This is a genomic window from Frankia casuarinae, assembly GCF_000013345.1.
Taxonomy (GTDB): Bacteria; Actinomycetota; Actinomycetes; order Frankiales; family Frankiaceae; genus Frankia; species Frankia casuarinae.
The window spans coordinates 2,441,685-2,459,346 of the sequence record NC_007777.1 but is presented as its reverse complement, the minus strand read 5'-3'; the positions used below and the strand labels follow the sequence as shown (position 1 = coordinate 2,459,346).

The window sequence follows — 17,662 nt, the reverse complement described above, 5'->3', positions numbered from 1 at the left end:
GATCAGCGGGCCGCAGCCGGTACGGGCAGCGCGGCGGGAAGGGGCGGACGAGTCGGGAGCGGGAGCCCGGGCAGCGGCTCGACGGACAGGGACGGGAGCGTCAGCCCCGCGGCTCCCCAGGTGAGGCCGCCACCGAATCCGCAGAGCATGACCTGGTCATCCGGTTGCAGGTGACCGGAGACGACGCCGTCGACCAGGGCGAGTGGGATGGACGCCGCAACCGTGTTCGCGACCCGGTCGAGGTTCACCACCAGCCGTTCCACGGGAATCCCGAGCTCGAGTGCGACGGCGTGCAGGATGCGGACGTTCGCCTGATGCGCGATGACACGGTCGATCTCGCCGACCGACCAGCCGACGCGCTCGGCCACCTTCCCCGCGGACTCGCTCATCCGGATCACGGCGTTGCGGAAGACGGAGCGCCCCTGCATGTCGAAGAAGTAGTCGTCCTCCGGCGCGAGCAGCCCCATCGAGCGCTGCTCGGAGCCACCGGCCGGCACCGTGATGAGGTCGGCCTGGGAACCGTCGCTCCCGAGGTCGAATCCGAGGATCGCACCCCGCTCACCGGCCTCGCCGGCCCGCAGGACGACGGCGCCGGCACCGTCACCGAAGATCGCCCTGGTGGTGCGGTCCCGCGGGTTGAGGATGGTGGAGAACGAGTCGGCCCCGATGACCAACGCGGTGTCGACCGATCCGCTTGCGATCATCGTCGCGGACGTGGCCAGCGCGTAGACGAAACCACTGCACACCGCCGCGATGTCGAAGGCCGGTGCCTCCCCGAGCCCGAGCCTGCTGGCGACTTCGGGAGCCGTCGCCGGACAGGGGTGATCCGGCGTGCTGGTCGCCAGCACCACCAGGTCCACCCTCGACCGGTCGGCGGACCTCAGCGCGCGCCGCCCCGCCTCGATCGCGATACCCGACGTTGCCATGCCCGCGTCGACGACGAACCGCTGGCGGATTCCGGTTCGCGTCCTGATCCATTCATCGGTCGTGTCCAGTTCCTCGGCGAGCTGGTCGTTGGTCACCAGCCGGGGCGGCACCCAACCGCCCAGCCCGGACAGCACCGCGGCGCGGGCCGTCAAGGTAGGATCCCGCGTGTCGTACCGGCACCTTCTCGCGTCGAAAGTCGGCCGAAATCCTGTTCGACACCGGTCCGTGTGGTCATTACCGTCATTGCCGATTTCCCCTTCCAGCGGAGAGGATGTAGTCGTCGCGCATGGCCTCGCGGCGCCGGATGCGGCACGCCCGACCAGGCACTGTGGACAGCGACGACGTTAGCCGCGCGATCTTTCATCCCACTGACGGACTCCTTGCGGCCATCAATGCGGGGTATTATGCAGAATTTCGCCTCGACTCCCGCAGCGGAGTGCTACGGTCAGCCCGCGTGTAAAGAAGCAATTCTCGCGGATGGTTCAGGACCACGTCGGGGTGTCAAAACTCGGGCACCCGCGTTGACCGGGGGTTTTAGGCGGCTCGTTCATATTCGTTGATCAAGCCGCCGAGGACGGGCCGGCGCTTGATCCGTTCCTGGGTCAGGTCCGCGACGGGGTGATCGGGCTGTGGTGGTTGAAGGTCGCGGCCACGATGGGGTCGTCGTCTGTTGTAGTTCCGTGCGTACTCGGCCAGGGCAACGCGAAGGTGCCGCTCACCGAAGATCAGCATCCGGTCGGTGACCTCGGTCCGGACCGTGCGGATGAACCGTTCCGCGTAGGCGTTCGCCCGCAGGGTTCGGGGTGGGATCTTGACGGTGGTGATGCCGGCGTCGGTGAACGTGGTGCCTTCATACTGTTCATCTCGCTGTGATCGTTTGGGTTGTGGAGTTGACTTTCACGGTGCGGGCGGCGCGGTGGAGGCAGGCGGTTTCCACCTGGTCGTTCCAGGGGATGGCGACCCGGCCAGCGTTGAGGCGGTAGGCGGTCAGGTAGCCGCGGCGGATCCAGTAGTAGACCTGCGCGGTGGGGATACCGAGCCTGGTGGCGGCCTGCTGGACGCTGATGTCTCCGTGTGCGGTGGCGGCGTGCGGGAGGGGCCGGCTGCCCGGGCCGGTCGGGCCGGATCCGGGATGTGCGATCCGCGTGCGGCAGGCGGCCTCGGCCTGCGGGTTCCACGGGAGGCTCAGGCACCCGCTCGGGGTGCGCCGCGCGGTCAGCTGGCCGATACGGATGCGGTAGTAGACGACGTCGTCGGGCACGCCGAGCCGGGTGGCGGCCTCGTGGACGGTGACGTCGCCGGGCAGGACCTCACGGGGGCCGGGGGTGCGGGGGATGAGGTGGCCGGAGGCGTCGATCTGGCGGCGACAGGCGGCCTCGACCTGGGCGTTCCAGGGGATGCACCAGCGTCCGGAGAGATCCTTGCGGCCGGCCAGCCGGTCGTGGGTGAGCCAGTAGTAGACGGCGTTGGCGGTGATCCCGAGGGTCGCCGCGACCTGGTCGACGGAGATCTCCCCGTCCCGGAACGGACACCGGCCGGGGATGTGGAAGGCGTGGCGGACCCAGGCGACGGCCGCTTCGTCGTAGGGACGGCCGGTTGCGGTGGTCAGCCCGGCGTCGGCGAGTGCGGTGACGATCTCGGCGTCGGAATGGTCCGGGCCGAGCCGGGCGATCAGCTGGCGGGCCGGGGCCGGGGTCCTGCGCACCTGTGGCGAGGTGGCCGGTCTGCGCAGGGCGAGTTCGTCGGTGGCGCCGGTGTGCCAGCGCACCCCAAGCCGGGCGCGGGCCCGGTCGGTCTCGGGCAGCAGGGTGACGTCCGAGATGAGGGTGCGCAGCAGCCGCTTGCGGTCCCGGTCCCGGGTGTGCGGGTTGTGCCAGAGTCCGGGCAGGTCCGCGGCCAGTGCGCGCAGGCCGTCCCGGTCCGGCAGCGCCGGCCTGCGCTCCCGGACAGCGGCCAGGGCGGCCTCGGCTTCGGCCAAGGCGGACAGTCTGGCTTCCCAGCGGGTCTCCAGGGTGCGGGCGACCAGCCGGTTCTCCGGCTCCACCGCGCCCAACGCCCGCTCGGCGCGGTCGGCGTCGTAGCGGGCGCGTTCCACGGCCAGCTCGGCCGCGCGGTGGGCGCGGGTGTGCCGGGAGGTGACCTCGTCCGCGGCGGCCAGGGCTTGTTCGATCTGCCCCGGCGACACCGTGGCCAGTAGCAGGCCGGCCACCGCGTCGTCGACGACGTCGGCGCGGATCGACCGGCAGGTGGGCGTGGCCTCGTGGTCGGCGCGCGACGACGAGCAGCCGTAGGCCGCCCGCCCCTGTGGGTAGTAGCGGGTGGTCATCGGCCGCCCGCACGACCCGCAGAACATGATCCCCTGGCACAGGGCCAGGCCCTCCCGCGCCGGGCGGGCCCCCTGGTGGGTGCAGTTGGCCGAAAGCCTCGCCTCGATGGCCACATACTCCTCCCAGCTGATGTAGCTCTCGTGGTGGCCGTGGCGCACCACGGGCCACTGCTCGCGCGGGCGCAGCCGCACCCCGGTGTGCACGGTGCCGTCCGGGCGCACCGTCCGGCAGGTGGCGTACCGGCCGTAGACGTAGGTGCCCGCATAGCACGGGTTGGACAGCACCCCCAGCGCCCGGGAGTGCGTCAGCCGGCCCCATCGCAACTGCCCGGCCCAGATCCCCCCATAGGCCCGCAGCGGGAACCGCCGCCGAACGAACGCGGCCACCACCTGGAACGCCGAGCCGCCCGCGGCGAACGCGGCGAAGACGTCCCGGATGGCCCCCTGCACCTCCTGATCCGGGTCGATCACGCAGACACCCTCGTCGTCGTAGACGTAGCCGACCGGCAGCGGGAAACGCAGCTCGCCGCGTTCGGCCGCGGCCCGTTTCGCGCCCTGCAGCCGGCCCGTCAGCAGGTGCAGCTCACACTCGGACATACTGCCCTTCAGCCCGAGCAGGAGGCGGTCGTTGATGTCCGCGAGATCGTAGACACCGTCGGCGTCCACCAGCAGCGCATCCGTCAGACGGGCCAACTCCAGCAGGCGGGCGAAGTCCGCCGACGAGCGGGCCAGCCGGGACACCTCCAACCCGAAGATCGCCCCGATCTCGCCCAGACACACCTGGGCCACCAGGTCGCGGAAGCCCTCGCGGTCGGCACCGAACGTCCCCGACACCCCCAGGTCCGCGTCGATCACCCGCACGTTCTCGCGGTCCCAGCCCAGCTCCACGGCCGTGTCCACCAGGCCGTACTGCCGCACCGTGGAGGCGGTGTTGTCCCGCACCTGCACCAGCGTCGACTGCCGCAGGTAGACCACCGCCACCCGGGACCGATGCGACGCGGTGATCTTCGACAGCCCGTTCACAGCGACCCTCCAGCACCGCCTCGACCATGTTCGCCAGCACCATCACCTGCTCGCGCCACACCCCCAGCCCCGCCATGGCCCCTCGATCCCGGCCCCGCCGGGGCCTCGCACGCCACCTCCCCGCTGTCCTCCCCCTGCCCCGCCCCGACGCGCTCACCCCGGCGCAGCAGGGCATCGGCCAGCGCCCGTGCAGCACCCAGCTGCTCCACCGACAGCCGTAGGGTCATCGGGGCCTCCCCACGATCCGTCCACGCCTGCGGCAACGTCACCGTCCGGCTCACATCACGCACGCAGACAAACACCAGCCCACCACCCCGGCGCTTGACATACAAAATCTCCAGACGCCGGCCAGCAAACGCGTGAAACGGATGGGTCACCGTTAGAAAACCCAAAGACGGCCTGGGCAATTCAGCACTATGCCCTGACCGTCGGAACTCCCAGCATCCGCTGACCGCCCCCAGGCTTCGGGATCATCACCTGGCGGACCGGCGCAGGTCGGTAACTCCCCGCGTCCAACGCCTCCCGCACCACCGGCCAGTGAACAACCAGCCACGGCCGCAACTCGGCCGTGGTCATCCCGTCCACCCCCGGCGCGCCACGATTGGCCTCGACACGCCGCAACGCCACCGACAGGTTCTCCCGTGACCACAGGCCACCTGCCGGCCCGGAAACGGACTCGCCAATGCGCGCCGACCCGTAGCTACGCCCACCGTGGTCTCCGACGGATGCACCGTCTCCTCCCACAACGGCCCCTGGATCGGGGGGCGGCGATCCCCGCGACTGGCGCGAGCAACACTCCCTCGTCCGCTCATCCCAACGTTCGGCCCTTCCCAGCCACCCACAAGATCCCGGCTGGTACTACGGCCACTGCTGACTTCTGCCACAGTCCACGCAGGCCCCATGTGTGCTACGCGCGGACGCACGGATCACGGTGCGGGCAGACCTCCCCGGATAAGAACAGCCGCTGTCCCCCTACGCCCGCGTTTACGCCCCGGCCTTCTTGGCGGTGACGGGCTTCACCATCGCGTGCTGGCTCACCCGACCGAAACGCCTCCTACGCGGTTCGTGTCCCTCGGTGCAGGGGTCTCGCCTCGGGCTTCCTCCCGCCCCCACCTCACGATGACGCCGTTGCCTCCAGCTCAGGGTTGGCACCGCCGCATCCCCCAGAGGACTTCCACCTCCAAACGACTGCCCATGCCGGGCGCACCACGACGACAGCCCTGGGCGGACGAGAGATCGTCCACCCGGGGCTGGTCGCTGCCGAGGAAGAGCACCGGGTCAGTGGCGCGCATCCTCCCCCCGCGGCTGTTTCGGGACGGCCGGCGCGAGCTGATGCCCGCGCCCAGGGAGGAACGCCGCGGGGATCAGCGCTATCAGGGCGAACCCGGCCGCCCACCAGAACGTGTGACTGAACGCGGTGATCAGGCCGGTCTGGCCTCCCCCGCCGTGCGTGGCGATCTGTCGGGCGAGGATGAGCGAGACGATCGACGCGCCGAACGAGCCGCCGACCTGGAGCACGATTCGGGTGGCCCCGCTCGCGTGCGGGACCTGCGCGCGGTCCAGCCCCTGGAAGGCCGAGGTCATCACCGCGATGCTCACCGTGCTGATACCGCAGCCGAAGACCAGCAGGAAGGCGGCCATGAACAGCACCTGGGTGTGGCTGCCGACCTGAGTGAAGCCGATGATCGGCAGCGCGATCAGGACGATGCCGACCAGCACAAGAGGTCTCGAGCCCGTGCGGTCGGCCAGTTTGCCCACCGTGCTCCGGGCGAGCATCGCCCCCACCCCCTGAGCCACTAGGAGCAGGCCCGCCGACAGCGCGGAGTAGCCGCGGGCCTGCTGGAGGAAGAGGGGAACCAGCAGCGTTCCACCGAACAGCGACAGGCCCGACAGGAACAGCAGGGCGCAGGCGGCGCTGAAGGCACGCACCTGGAAGAGCCGGACGTCGATGATCGGGTTGGCGACGCGCCCGCGCAGCACGTGCACGACGAACGCGACGAGCAACGCCAGCCCGAGAACGAGCGGGATGATCACCGGAAGGCCGAACTCGCGGCGGCTGCTGAACTGGGACAGGGCCAGCAGGATGCCCGCGATGCCGGGCGAGAGCAGGGCCAGGCCCACCGCGTCCAGAGGGTCACCGGGCCGCGCGCTGGTGGGTTCGAGACCCCGCCAGGCGAGCAACATACCGACCAGGCAGACGGGAATGTTGATCAGGAAGATCCACCGCCAGGTGGTGTTGCCGACGATCAGACCGCCGAGCACCGGCCCAAGTATGGGCGCGATCACGGCGGGCATGCTCACCGCGGACATCAGCCGCCCGGTGCGGCGCCCGCCAGCCGCCTGCAGAAGCAGCGTCTGCAGCACCGGCAGCACCATGCCGCTCGCGGTGCCCTGGACCACCCGGAAGGCGATCAGGCTGCCGATGTTCCACGCCACCCCGGCCAGCGCCGAGCCGACCAGGAACAGGACGAGCGACATCATCCAGGTCTGCCTGCCGCCGAAGCGGGCGACGGCCCATCCCGCCAGCGGGATCGACATCCCCATGGCGAGCAGGTAGCTCGTGCTGACCCACTGGACGGCGGAGACCGTGGTGTGCAGGTCGTGCACGATGGTGTTCAGCGCGACGTTGACGATCGTGGTGTCCAGCAGCGGCGCCATCGCACCGATGATCAGCACGGCGATCAGCCTGCGCAGCGCCGGATCCAGCCGGTCGGATTCGTCCGCTACCGCTGCGGGCGTACTCACGGTACTCACGGCGACGTCACTCCTCGGTCTGCTCGAGCCCGGTCGGTCGCCGGCGCGGCCCGGCGGGGCTGGCCCCGCCGGGCCGCGCCGTCCTGCTGCTCCCGCGCGCAGCGGCTAGTGGTCGCCGCCGTTAGTTCGTCGGTGATGGGTGGTGGCGGGTAGGTAGAGGCCGGCGGCGAGGTCGAGGGCTGCTTCGGCGGTGCCGGTCGGTGAGCCGTCGGCCAGGACGGAGTCGGCGTAGTCGTCGTGGCTGGCGCGCCAGATCGCGAAGCCCCACTGGTTGGCGTAGCCGCCGTAGCGGAGCCGGCACAGGGGCTGGTCGTCGCCGTCGGGATCGGTCGCGGTGACGTAGGCGAACCGACCCCGGTAGCGGGTGGACACGCTGATCCCGGGCCAGTTCGTGGCGGCATGCGCGACGAGACGCTGCCGCAAGGAGATCTTCGTCGATTCCGGGATACCCGCCACGGTCTGATTGTGGCCGGGGGTTGATCGTGGTGTGCCTTGGGGGCGTGGCTGGCCCGGTAGGACCGGGAGGGTGTCCCGCCGTGCCACCGCGATCACCCTGACCTGCGACGTCCGTGCCGTTCTGGCGGGCCGTGCCCGTTCGTTGACGGTGCCGCGCCGTGACTGGCTGCGCGCGGCGATCGTGCTCGCCGCCGCCGACGGTGCGAGCAACACGACGATCGCCACCGATCTCGGTGTCTGCGAGGACACCGTGGGCAAGTGGCGGGGCCGGTTCGCCCGTGAAGGGCTCGCCGGGCTGGTGGACCGGCCCCGTTCGGGTCGGCCGGCCCGGTTCACCGCGGTGCAGGTCGCCGAGGTCAAGGCGTTGGCGTGCACCCGGCCCGCGGACGTCGGTGCGCCGCTGGAACGCTGGTCGAACGCCGAACTCGCCCGCCACGCGGCCCGGGAGGGCATCGTGGCGGGCGTGTCAGCGTCGTCGGTCGGACGCTGGCTGGCCCGGGATGCGATCCGCCCCTGGCAGCACCGCTCGTGGATCTTCCCCAGGGATCCGGCGTTCGTCGCGAAGGCCTCCCGGGTCCTCGATCTCTACGCTCGGATCTGGGACGGTGCACCACTCGGCGAGAACGACTATGTGATCTCAGCCGATGAGAAGTCCCAACTGCAGGCACTGCGCCGCTGCCACCCGACCGCGCCCGCCCAGGCCCGTCACGGACCGCGCGTCGAGTTCGAGTACCAACGCGGCGGCACCCTGGCCTACTTCGCCGCCTACGACGTCCACCATGCCCACGTCATCGGCCGGATCGAGCCGACCACCGGCATCGCCCCGTTTCACCGGCTCGTCGACCAGGTCATGACGGCCGAGCCCTACGCCTCGGCACGCAGGGTGTTCTGGGTCGTCGACAACGGCTCCTCCCACAACGGCCAGACCTCGATCCGCCGGATGAGCGCGGCCCATCCGACCGCGACGCTCGTCCACCTCCCGGTCCACGCCTCCTGGTTGAACCAGGTGGAGATCTACTTCTCGATCCTGCAGCGCAAGGCCATCGAACGCGGGGACTTCGCCGACCTCGACGCACTCGGCGACCGGGTCATGGGCTTCCAGGACCTCTACAACCAGACCGCGGCCCCGTTCGACTGGAAGTACACCCGCGCCGATCTCCTCAAGACCGCCAGCGGCCTCGCCCTCGCCGCATAACCGGCGAACTTGCAGCGACGACCACTAGCCGAGCGCCTCGAGCGAGGCGCCGAACTGCTTGAGCACACCCGCGACCTGGGCGCCACGCAGCACGTTCGTGTAATCCGTGTAGTGGACGATCTTGCCGTGACGAACGCGGATGATGCCGATGGACGACGGCAGGTGGAACGACTCGTTGGTCGCGAGCACCCGGCCGTCGACGAGAAACTGCGCGGTCGCCTCCTCACCGTCGGCGCCCAGGTGGATGACCACGGAGACCTTGTCGAACGCGAGCAGGCTGCGCGTCGGGTTGTCCGCGTTCAGGTGCTCGCTGACCGCGGCGAAGCCCTCCCACCGCGACTGCTGCCCGGCGAGCACGAACGGCGTCTCGTAGACCGCGTCCTCGGCGAACTGGGCAATGAAGATGTCCTTGCGGCCGGTCTCCATCGCGTTCGCGAGCCGCTCGATCACCTCATGAGTGGTGGCAGCCGCGTACTCCGTCGTCTCGGGCACGAAACTCCTCCTTGGGAAGAAAATCAGCAGGTAGGCTGTAGGAAGAACCGGAGAGATCTATCCGTTTTGGGGAACATACAGCGAGGTTTCTCCGGATGTCAAGGCGACCGACGAGGTGGTGGACGAGCATGCGAACGACACCGTCAGCGGCCGCCCGCGCGGCCGGTGGAGGAGCTCCGCCGGCCCGTCGGGCCGACGCGCTACGCAACCGGACGCTGCTGCTGCGGGTCGCGGACGAGCTGCTGGCCAGCGCGGGGACGTCGGTGTCGTTCGACCAGATCGCGAAGCGGGCCGGTGTCGGCGTCGGAACCGTCTACCGGCATTTCCCCACCCGCGAGGACCTGTTCGGCACCGTCATCGTCGCCGGGATGCGCCGCCTGACCCTGCAGGCCAGAGCACTCGCCACGGCGGAGGACCCACGGGCCGCCTTCTTCCGCTTCTTCTACCAAATGGTGGAACAGACGGTGATCAACAAGGCGCTCTGCGAGGCGTTCGACTCCACCTCCGACCCACGCTTCGCGCCCGATCAGCGGTCCGCCGCGGCGTTCGACGCCGCGTTGGATGTCCTGAGCAGCCGGGCCAAGGCCGTCGGCGCCCTGCGCACCGACATGACCGTCGCCGAGATCCGGCTCCTGGCGGTGGGGGCCGCCGTCACCGCGCGGGAACGCCAGACGACGGACTTCTCCTGGCGCATCGTGACGCTCATCGCCGGTGCGCTGCGGCCGGACGAGACCCTGGAGCCGCTGCCGCCCCCCGCCGTAACGAAACAGCCAGACCCTCCGGCCGACCGTAACGAAACGGAGAGCCGGGACTCCGCGCGTTGCGCGCTGTGCGGTCGGCCGATCTCCGCCCGGGCCACCGGCCGTCCCGCGCGCTACTGCGGGGCCGCCTGCCGACAGCAGGCCCACCGGCACCGAGCCAGTGCCCGGCGCGCCATCGCCACGGCACCCGTCAGCGTCGCGGCCGCCGCCGACGCCCCGGTCCGAAGCCGTCACGCCACCGGCCCGCAGGAAAAGACTTCCTGACGGGGGCGGCTGGCTGCGCGTTCCGAGCCCGGTGACTTTGGCGCTGCTTTGCGTCGCCGCCGAAGAATGAGGCGGCATCGCACGACATCAGCGGGTCCTGCCGGTTCGTCGTCCACGCCGCCGTGCCATGGGCCCGACCAGCCCCAGCCACGGGCGGACGCGCCGCCCCACTGGGCCGCCCGCGCTCCCGGTGATGTCGGCTGACCGAGTCTGCGAGGTCCCATGACACACACCGAAACACCGACATCCTCTGCCGAGGCGCCGCCCTTCCCACAGGCGCGGACCTGCCCATACGCGCCTCCGGAAGGCGTGCTACGCCTCGCCGAGCAGGGCCCGCTCAACCGGGTCCGCCTCTACGACGGTCGAGAGGTCTGGCTGGTCTCGGGTTACTCCCAGGCCCGCACGCTGCTCTCAGTGGGCGTTCTGCACGCTTTCGTCGGGCCTCAGCTTGAGTTGATCTCTGGGGTGGCCGGTGGGTCGGGCTGGGGCAGGACGAACAGGCCGGGATCGGGCTCGGTGAGAACACCCCGCTCTACCAGCCGTTTCAGCCGGGCCCGCATGCTCTCGACATGCCGGGGCTCGGTGCCGCCACCCAGCGCCCGGCACACGTCCTTGGCGTGCAGCCCGTTCCCGCCCCGGGTGAACACGGCCAGCACCTCCCGATACCCCGGCGGCAGCGGCTCGGCCGGTGCGGCGTCGTTCTCGGCGGCCAGGTCCAGCACCGTCTCCCGGGTGATCTCCAACCGTTCCAGGGCACGTTCAGCGGCGGCGAGCTGCCCGGTGAGCCGGGCGATCTCCTCCCGCAGCTCCTCGACGGCCCGCCCGGCGCGGGCCCGCCGAGCCTCGATCTGTTCCAGCACCTCCCGCACCGGCACTCCGCTCGTCATTCCCGACACTCCCGCCGGTCAGACCGGCGGGTCACGCCAGGTCGGGGTGGCCGCCCCGGTCAGCCGGCGGGCCATCACCTCCACCATCGACCAGTGGATCATCGCTACCGCGCTGGCCGGTTTCGCCTCGTAGTCCCGGGCCAGCCGCCGGCGCAGCATCAACGTGCCCAGGGTCTGCTCAACCCGCCACCGCTTCGGGAGCGGGGTGAACCCCCGCGCTCCCGGCTCGCGTCCGACGACCTCGACATCGATGCCCAGACCGGCGCCGTGCTCGACGACGGTGGTCTTGAACCCGGCGTCCACCCACGCCTTGCGCACCGGCGGGGCGGCGGCGGCGACCCGGTCCAGCAGGGCGGTGCCGATGGTGTTGTCGTGCACGCTGGCTGCGACCACGACCACGGCGATGAGCAGTCCCAACGTGTCGACGGCGATCCCGCGTTTACGGCCCGGGCTTTTCTTTCCCGGGTCCAGGCCGGTCGTGCCCTTCGGGGCGTTGGTGGAGGACCGGACGGTCTGGGAGTCCAGCACGACCGCGCTCGGGTCGGCTTTCCTGCGGTGGTGCTCACGGACCAGCCAGCGCAGCAGGTCGTGGATCGTCTCGGTGGTGCCGTCGTCGCGCCACTGGCCGAAGTAGTAGTACACCGCGGACGTCGGGGGCAGGTCGTGGGGCAGGTAGCGCCACTGGCAGCCGGTCCGGGCCTGGTAGAGGACCGCGTTCACGATCTCCCGCATGTCGTAGCCGCCCTCGTGCCCGCTGGCCGAGGGGTGCCGGGCCTTCCACGCGGTGAGGACCGGGCGGATCAGGTCCCACGCCTCATCGGACAGGTCACTGGGGTACGGCTTGCGTTCTGCCATGTCTTCCAGCAGAACGCGCCAGCCGGCGAACGCAAGACGATCAACTCCGCACCCCAGAGATCAACTCAAGCTGAGGCCCGGCGAAAGCGTGCAGAACGCCCACTCAGGTCAGGATTCCTGAGCCAAGATCTTGACGCGGGACACCTACAGTCCCGGGCAGCTTCAGGATGTTCCTGGCTGGTGTAGCCAGCGGGGCGGGTGGTGCGGGAGGCGGTGTAGCGGGCGCGGTGTTGCTGGTTGGTGACGTTGGTCAGGCCGAAGGCGGTGCGGTAGATGAGTTGACGCTCGTTCCGACCACGGCCGGCCCAGCGGCCCCGCCGCCGGGCGCAAGGCGCGCCGCCATCTCCATGTTCGGTTTCATCCTTTCTGATCGGGTCTGCAAGCCAGCGACAGACCCCCGCCTTTCAGGATCTGCATTAGTCGGGCAGCTGCGTGGGTGAGGGGGATGACTTCCTGCTCGATCCGGCGGAATGGGGTGGGGCCCGCAGTCGCGATGGTGTTGTACGCGGTGGCCTCGGCTTCGGTCAGGTGTGGCAGGGTCGTCGGTGATGGCTGGATGGGACGACCCGCCTTGTCGTGGTTAATACCGTGCTGAGCGTAGTGGTGCAGGTCTGTGGCGCCCATGAGGATGGAGGTGACGTGCTTCGCTGGTGCGCCGTCTGGTGCGGGCTCGGCTAGCGCAGCGCGAAACTGGTCGAGGATCGTGTACCCGTCCGCGTCGATGTCGCCCCAGTAGACGATGTGGTCCGCGGTGCGGATCCAGGGAACGTTTGCTAGCAGGGTGGCTGCGGCTTTGCCGCCGCCCTCGACCACTATTGTGTCCCTGACTGGCGGGAACCAGAGGCGGGAGTCGCGGTTCTCGACGACGAGGACCACGCGTGGCTGGTAGGCGATGTCATGTACGTCACCGGTGGTCCAGGCGTCGTGCCTGCGGCGGCCCGATGCGGCGTGGTCGGGATCGACATATGTCAGGTGCATGACGGTCAGCCGGGGTCTGACTTCGTGTCGGACATCGCGGCCCGCGACATCGCGCAGCAGCGCGCCGTGGGTGTCAAGCCATTTGGTGTGCATACCGGGGACCGGGAGTTGCCGCAGAGTCCAGTTGCCAGCGTTGGGGTGCTGGTGTAGCCAGGTCACGGCACTGAGTAGTACCTCCACGTCGATGGCCTGGAGGCGGTAGACGGCCCGAAGGGTGGCAGGGGTGATGATCGCGTTGGCGGACCGTAGCGCCGATGCGAGCACGCGGGCACGGTTGATGTCCACGGTCGGTGGTGCAATGCCGGTTCGGGTGTCGGCGATGGTACGTATTCGGAAATCCCGTTGGGGCATGATCGTGGGCGGCGTGACCGTGGGGCACTCCGCTGGGGTCTCGGGGGTCGGGGTCAGCCGGGAGGCTGTTGCCAGGTGGTGAGGTCCTCGGGGCTGGCGGCCCAGGGCAGGAACCGGTCGAGGTCGGCGCCGGTCGGCGGCTTGCCGCCGGCCCGGCCGCAGGCGTCGAGGTAGTTCTCCAGGTAGGTCAGCAGGTTCAGGTTGTGCATCGCGGCGGTCGCGGTGACCGTGAAGATCGTGGCGGCGTGGCGGGCGGTGTCCTCGGTGCGGGAGCCGCCGGCGTTGCGCCGGGTCACGACCGGGCCCCTGATCGCCCTTTCCGCCGGGTTGTTGTCCATGCCGATCATGGGGTAGTCGCGGTGGGCGACCAGCCCGTCCCATTCCCGGTCCAGGGTCGCGAGCGCCTTGCGCGCGGGTTCCTGCAGGCCGGGCGAGGCCGTCTGCTCGCGGCGAACCGTGTCGATCACGGTGATCGCGGTGTCCCAGCCGGCGTACGCGGCGGCGAGCCGCTTCTCGGTGGCCGGCGACGGGGCCGCGGCGGCGGTGTGCCAGGCGGCGGCGAGCTCGCCGTGCGCGGTGTAGAGCGCGCGGATCCGCTCGACCCACTGGCGGGCCCAGATCCCGAGCTGGGCGGGGTTCGCGTCGCCGGCCCGCACGAAGTACCGCCGCGCGTGCGCCCAGCAGTACAGGTTGACCAGGCCATCGGCGCGGCGGCCGGCGGAGACGTACACGGTGTAGAAGTCCGACGACAGCACGAGGCGGCGCGGTCCGCCGTCGGCGTCGTCGGTCAGCTGGCCGCTGTCCGGGTCGAGGCCGACGTGTTCGGCGAGCACCGCCGTCGAGCGGGTCGCGTCCATCACGAAACAGACGCTGTCCGGCCCCAGGAACACCCACAGCCACCAGCGGGCCGGCCCGCCGCCGCCGGTCGGGGTGAACACCCGCCAGGTCGTCTCGTCGGCGTGCAGGTGCCACGACCCCCGCGACCGCCCGACGATCTGCTCGGCGAGTGGGGCGAGCAGGCCCGCGACCTGGGCGCACGCCCCGGTCAGCGTCGCCGGCGAGAGCTGGGCGCCGTGCCGGGCCAACCCGGTGACCAGCGAGTTCTGCGAACGGCCCGCGACATAGCGCTCCACGATCAGCATCGCGAGGAACCGGTGCGTGAACAGGCCCTTCCCGATCGCCTTCGACGGTCCCGGCGCGGTCACCGTCAACGACCCGCCACAGCGGCAGCCCCGCCGATACCGGCGCCGCCTCGACACCCGAACCCGCACCGTCACCAGCCAGTCGAGCTGCTCGACGACATGCTCGCCCCACGGCGTGAACGGCTGCCCACACGACAGGCAGCCATAGCCCCCGCCCTCGAAGTCGCAGTCGACCTCGTCGCGGGACAGATGGTCGTAGCTCCGCCGGCCCGAGCGCGCGCCCGGCCCCCGCCGCCGGCCTGCCGACCCGGCGGCCTCGCCCCGCGCCCCGTCGCCACAACCGTCCCCGCCATCCGGCGAACCCACGGCCGGCGACCCGCCGCACTCCCGTTCCGACGACCGGCCGAACAGCATCCGCCGCAACGTCGCCAGCTCCGCCTGCAACGCCTCGAGCTGGAGACGCAGCTCCACCACCTCGGCCTCACGCGTCGCCTCCCGCGCGACCAGCCCGGCGATGTCCGTCAACAGCTCCGCGACCCGGGCCCGCAGCCAGGCGTTCTCCGCCAGCAGCGCCGCGCCCTCGGCAACCTCACCGCTCGCGGCAGCGCCCGCCCCCGACTCGACAACCGTCACGCACCGCAGCAAACCACCCCGACCGGCAGAACATCACCCACCACGACCATCAGGCCACACCCAGCCCCGAAGGCCGTCACCCCAAAAGATCAACAACGGGACTTCCGAATACGTACATCCGGTCGCCCGATTCCGGGGACGCTCCGACCTCATCGGCAAGATCGACGCCTTCATCGACCGGTGTATACGGCAGCGCCGCGGTGGCTATCTGCTCGTCGAAGCCGAAGCTGGAATGGGAAAGTCCGCGCTGGCCGCATACCTGGCGTTTACCCGGGTGTGGCCGGCGCACTTCACCCGCCTCACCGAAGGACGCACCCCCGAAACCGCACGGCTGAACCTCGCCGCACAGCTCATCGCCACCTGGAAACTTGACACCGCCCCCGACGGCATCCTCCCCACGGACGCCCACACCCCACGCTGGCTCTACCTTCGGCTCTGCGACGCCGCCAAGACCCGCGACGCCACACAACCCGACCAGCCGGTGGTGCTTCTCGTCGACGGCCTCGACGAAGCACCACCTCCACCTGGCAGCGAACTCCCCCTCGGCCTACCCCCAGCTCTTCCCCCCGGCACGATCATCGTCGCCACTACCCGACCCAGCACCATCACCTTCCCCGTCGGGGCACGGGTCGTGGAACGCATCGACGTCGAAAGCGTCTCCAACCGCCGGGACCTCCTCGACTACCTCACCACCATCAGCACCCACGACCCGCACATCGCCGACGCGCTACACCGCGCCAGCACCGGGGGCCGGCTACGCCTGGTGGCGGGCACCGGCCTGGACGGGCAAGTCGGCGTTGATGTCCTGGCTGGTCCTACATCCCCTACCCGGGGTGCGGGTCGTGTCGTTCTTCATCACCGCCCGCTACGCCAGCCAGAACGACCGGATCGCCTTCACCGACCTGGTCATCGAACAGCTCTGCGACCTGCTCGGCGTGTCCTTACCGCCGCTGACAGACGCCACCCGGGACACCCATTTCCTCGGTCTACTCACCAGAGCCGCCGAGCGCTGCGACGCCTATGGTGAGCGGCTCGTCCTCGTCGTGGATGGGCTCGACGAGGATGCAGGGGTGCGCGGGCCGGCCGGCCACAGCATCGCCGCGCTTCTACCCGCCGCCCCGCCCGCCGGAATGCGAATCATCCTCGTCGCCGGACGGGTCAACCCGCCTGTCCCCCCGACGTAGCTCCGGGACGTCAGGTGCCGTTCGGAGACGATCAACAGCCTGTCGGTGCATTCCCGGCGGACGGTGCCGACCCAGCGGTCGACCGCATAGTCACCGCGGAATGGTCGACCGTTCGTGGACTCCCAGCTCGCTGAGTCCGTGCCGAGCCCACGGGCGGCAGGGGAGTCCTCCGCGTCAGTCGCGGAACTCGGGAATGATCTCCTCGGCGAAGAGCTCCAGGCTGCGCAGTACCCGGTCGAGCGGCAGGCCGCCCTGCTGGCCGATCATGAAGAGCCCGATCCACTCCAGGTCCGGAGTGCTGTTGAAGATCTTTTCCAGGCCTCGCTTGACGTCATCCGGGGCACCGAACAGGCCGACCTCCGGAATCAGGCTCGGGTCCTGGAAGCCAAACGATCCATAGAAGGTCGCGAAGTCGTTCAGGATCGAGGGATTGAAGACCCGGGCGGCCTCTTCGGTCGTGTCGGCGAGCCCGATCATCTTCAGGAAGCCGGTGTGCTCGCCGAGCTTGTACTCCCGACCGAACTTGGCGCACTCGGACTGGTAAAGCTCAGCCTTCGCCCGATGCTCGTTCAGGAAGGGCGTGAAGATCCACGGGACGATGTCCTCCTGCGCGCACCGGACGATCGACCGGTCACTCATCGTGAACGGCTGCCACAGCTCCGGGTACGGGTCCTGGTATGGCCGCGGGCAGACCGAGACCGCGCGGACGCGGCCCTGCTCGTCGATCTCGTCCGCAGCGCCGTACGCGCGGGTCCATTCCACGGCCGGCCAGTCCGCGATGCCGTCAAAGGGCTGCGGGATCGAATAGCCGTCCAGAATCTCGCTCCGGTATCGCACGGTCTCCTGAGTCCAGCACATCTTCATGATCTTCAGGATTTCGCCGAACACCTCGAAGTTGCGGTCGTCGGTGTGTGAGCCGTCGCCGCTGGCGTCCGTCACCTCCCAGCGTTGGCCGAGGACGTTGACCCATCGGTTCTGGAAACCCCGGGCCAGTCCGAGCCGGAGCCGGCCGCGACAGAACTGGTCGAGAAGGGCGACGTCCTCCGCTGCGCGGACGGGATCCCACGCCGGAAGCACCATGCCCAGCGGAGCCAGCAGCAGGCGTTCGGTTCGCGCGGCCAGGTCGGCCAGCACCATCAGCGGGTTGACCGAGAGCTCTAGGCCCTCAGAATGAAAATGGTGCTCGCTGAGCATCAGAGCGTCGAAGCCGGTCTGGTCGGCCTGTACCGCGATGCTGCGCAGCTCGTGGAGCATTGCCTGGTAGGAGTCGGTGTCCCGCCCGATTGGTCGCTTCGCCCCGACGTGCTGTTCAGAAAGGTAGCCCGATCCGGGAACCTGCGGATTCAGGAAGATAGAGAACTTCATGCCGTCTCCAACATGGTAGGCGTATGTGATGGTCAGGACACCCGGAAAGGAGGCTGATCGGGCTTCAGG

At 70.0% G+C, this 17,662-nt stretch carries 14 protein-coding genes and 3 pseudogenes; 4 read left to right on the top strand and 13 right to left on the bottom strand.

Translation table 11 applies throughout. From position 1 onward, the window contains the following. Positions 1 to 2: 2 nt before the first annotated feature. The 7 genes and pseudogenes from FRANCCI3_RS10520 to FRANCCI3_RS10495 all read right to left on the bottom strand — a co-directional run bounded on the left by FRANCCI3_RS10520 (position 3) and on the right by FRANCCI3_RS10495 (position 7,486). A complete protein-coding gene (locus tag FRANCCI3_RS10520; protein WP_011436510.1) occupies positions 3 to 1,079 on the bottom strand; it encodes a beta-ketoacyl-ACP synthase III in 1,077 nt (358 codons plus the stop codon). A 382-nt stretch (positions 1,080 to 1,461) separates the two neighbouring features. Next, a pseudogene (locus tag FRANCCI3_RS24460) lies at positions 1,462 to 1,761 on the bottom strand (integrase core domain-containing protein); the annotation flags it as partial. 25 nt (positions 1,762 to 1,786) lie between these two features. After that, entirely contained in the window at positions 1,787 to 4,276 is a 2,490-nt protein-coding gene (locus FRANCCI3_RS10510) for a recombinase family protein (RefSeq protein ID WP_011436508.1), read from the bottom strand. Then, on the bottom strand, positions 4,273 to 4,653 hold the full coding sequence (locus FRANCCI3_RS29025; protein ID WP_160323744.1) for a DUF5372 family protein: 381 nt from the start codon (positions 4,651 to 4,653) through the stop codon (positions 4,273 to 4,275). The genes FRANCCI3_RS10510 and FRANCCI3_RS29025 overlap by 4 nt, the downstream gene beginning before the upstream one ends. A 37-nt stretch (positions 4,654 to 4,690) precedes the next feature. Continuing rightward, entirely contained in the window at positions 4,691 to 4,903 is a 213-nt protein-coding gene (locus FRANCCI3_RS27440) for a hypothetical protein (protein ID WP_023841848.1), read from the bottom strand. 651 nt (positions 4,904 to 5,554) lie between these two features. Then, positions 5,555 to 7,030: an MDR family MFS transporter gene (locus FRANCCI3_RS10500; protein ID WP_011436506.1), complete on the bottom strand. Its 1,476-nt coding sequence runs from the start codon at positions 7,028 to 7,030 to the stop codon at positions 5,555 to 5,557. Between the two features lie 105 nt (positions 7,031 to 7,135). Continuing rightward, positions 7,136 to 7,486, bottom strand: coding sequence for a hypothetical protein (locus FRANCCI3_RS10495; protein ID WP_011435470.1), 351 nt, complete (start codon positions 7,484 to 7,486; stop codon positions 7,136 to 7,138). A gap of 70 nt (positions 7,487 to 7,556) precedes the next feature. On the opposite strand from FRANCCI3_RS10495, the gene FRANCCI3_RS10490 reads away from it, so the two are divergent. Then, the gene (locus tag FRANCCI3_RS10490; protein WP_035958574.1) at positions 7,557 to 8,681 is read left to right on the top strand and encodes an IS630 family transposase; all 1,125 of its coding nucleotides are present in this window, start codon (positions 7,557 to 7,559) and stop codon (positions 8,679 to 8,681) included. 24 nt (positions 8,682 to 8,705) lie between these two features. Here the strand turns inward: FRANCCI3_RS10490 and FRANCCI3_RS10485 are convergent, their stop codons facing one another. Further along, positions 8,706 to 9,173, bottom strand: coding sequence for a nuclear transport factor 2 family protein (locus FRANCCI3_RS10485; protein ID WP_011436505.1), 468 nt, complete (start codon positions 9,171 to 9,173; stop codon positions 8,706 to 8,708). Positions 9,174 to 9,301: 128 nt separating this feature from the next. Here FRANCCI3_RS10485 and FRANCCI3_RS10480 point away from each other — a divergent pair, with 128 nt between their 5' ends. Next, positions 9,302 to 10,198, top strand: coding sequence for a TetR/AcrR family transcriptional regulator (locus tag FRANCCI3_RS10480; RefSeq protein WP_023841846.1), 897 nt, complete (start codon positions 9,302 to 9,304; stop codon positions 10,196 to 10,198). Positions 10,199 to 10,641: 443 nt separating this feature from the next. On the opposite strand, the gene FRANCCI3_RS10475 is transcribed toward FRANCCI3_RS10480, so the two are convergent. From FRANCCI3_RS10475 to FRANCCI3_RS10460, 4 genes and pseudogenes are all read right to left on the bottom strand, one after another. After that, positions 10,642 to 11,085 (bottom strand): hypothetical protein, encoded by a 444-nt coding sequence (locus FRANCCI3_RS10475; protein WP_011435558.1) that lies wholly within the window; start codon positions 11,083 to 11,085, stop codon positions 10,642 to 10,644. Between the two features lie 18 nt (positions 11,086 to 11,103). After that, the gene (locus tag FRANCCI3_RS10470) at positions 11,104 to 11,940 is read right to left on the bottom strand and encodes an IS5 family transposase (protein ID WP_011436503.1); all 837 of its coding nucleotides are present in this window, start codon (positions 11,938 to 11,940) and stop codon (positions 11,104 to 11,106) included. A gap of 357 nt (positions 11,941 to 12,297) precedes the next feature. Then, a pseudogene (locus tag FRANCCI3_RS10465) lies at positions 12,298 to 13,239 on the bottom strand (Wadjet anti-phage system protein JetD domain-containing protein); the annotation flags it as partial. An 83-nt stretch (positions 13,240 to 13,322) separates the two neighbouring features. After that, positions 13,323 to 15,044, bottom strand: coding sequence for an IS66 family transposase (locus FRANCCI3_RS10460; RefSeq protein ID WP_237704547.1), 1,722 nt, complete (start codon positions 15,042 to 15,044; stop codon positions 13,323 to 13,325). On the opposite strand from FRANCCI3_RS10460, the pseudogene FRANCCI3_RS29020 reads away from it, so the two are divergent. Together FRANCCI3_RS29020 and FRANCCI3_RS26130 are read left to right on the top strand one after the other, a co-directional pair. Next, a pseudogene (locus tag FRANCCI3_RS29020) lies at positions 14,926 to 15,504 on the top strand (hypothetical protein); the annotation flags it as partial. The gene FRANCCI3_RS10460 and the pseudogene FRANCCI3_RS29020 sit on opposite strands and share 119 nt — an antisense overlap. Before the next feature lie 340 nt (positions 15,505 to 15,844). Beyond that, positions 15,845 to 16,228, top strand: coding sequence for a hypothetical protein (locus tag FRANCCI3_RS26130; RefSeq protein WP_023841880.1), 384 nt, complete (start codon positions 15,845 to 15,847; stop codon positions 16,226 to 16,228). A gap of 174 nt (positions 16,229 to 16,402) precedes the next feature. On the opposite strand, the gene FRANCCI3_RS10450 is transcribed toward FRANCCI3_RS26130, so the two are convergent. Then, positions 16,403 to 17,593, bottom strand: coding sequence for an LLM class flavin-dependent oxidoreductase (locus FRANCCI3_RS10450; protein ID WP_011436501.1), 1,191 nt, complete (start codon positions 17,591 to 17,593; stop codon positions 16,403 to 16,405). Between the last annotated feature and the right edge of the window lie 69 nt (positions 17,594 to 17,662).

Coding starts and splice junctions, on each gene's coding strand:
- FRANCCI3_RS10475 (WP_011435558.1), bottom strand. CDS start 11,085: ATGACGAGCGGAGTGCCGGTGCGGGAGGTGCTGGAACAGATCGAGGCT.
- FRANCCI3_RS10480 (WP_023841846.1), top strand. CDS start 9,302: ATGCGAACGACACCGTCAGCGGCCGCCCGCGCGGCCGGTGGAGGAGCT.
- FRANCCI3_RS10450 (WP_011436501.1), bottom strand. CDS start 17,593: ATGAAGTTCTCTATCTTCCTGAATCCGCAGGTTCCCGGATCGGGCTAC.
- FRANCCI3_RS26130 (WP_023841880.1), top strand. CDS start 15,845: ATGTCCTGGCTGGTCCTACATCCCCTACCCGGGGTGCGGGTCGTGTCG.
- FRANCCI3_RS10470 (WP_011436503.1), bottom strand. CDS start 11,940: ATGGCAGAACGCAAGCCGTACCCCAGTGACCTGTCCGATGAGGCGTGG.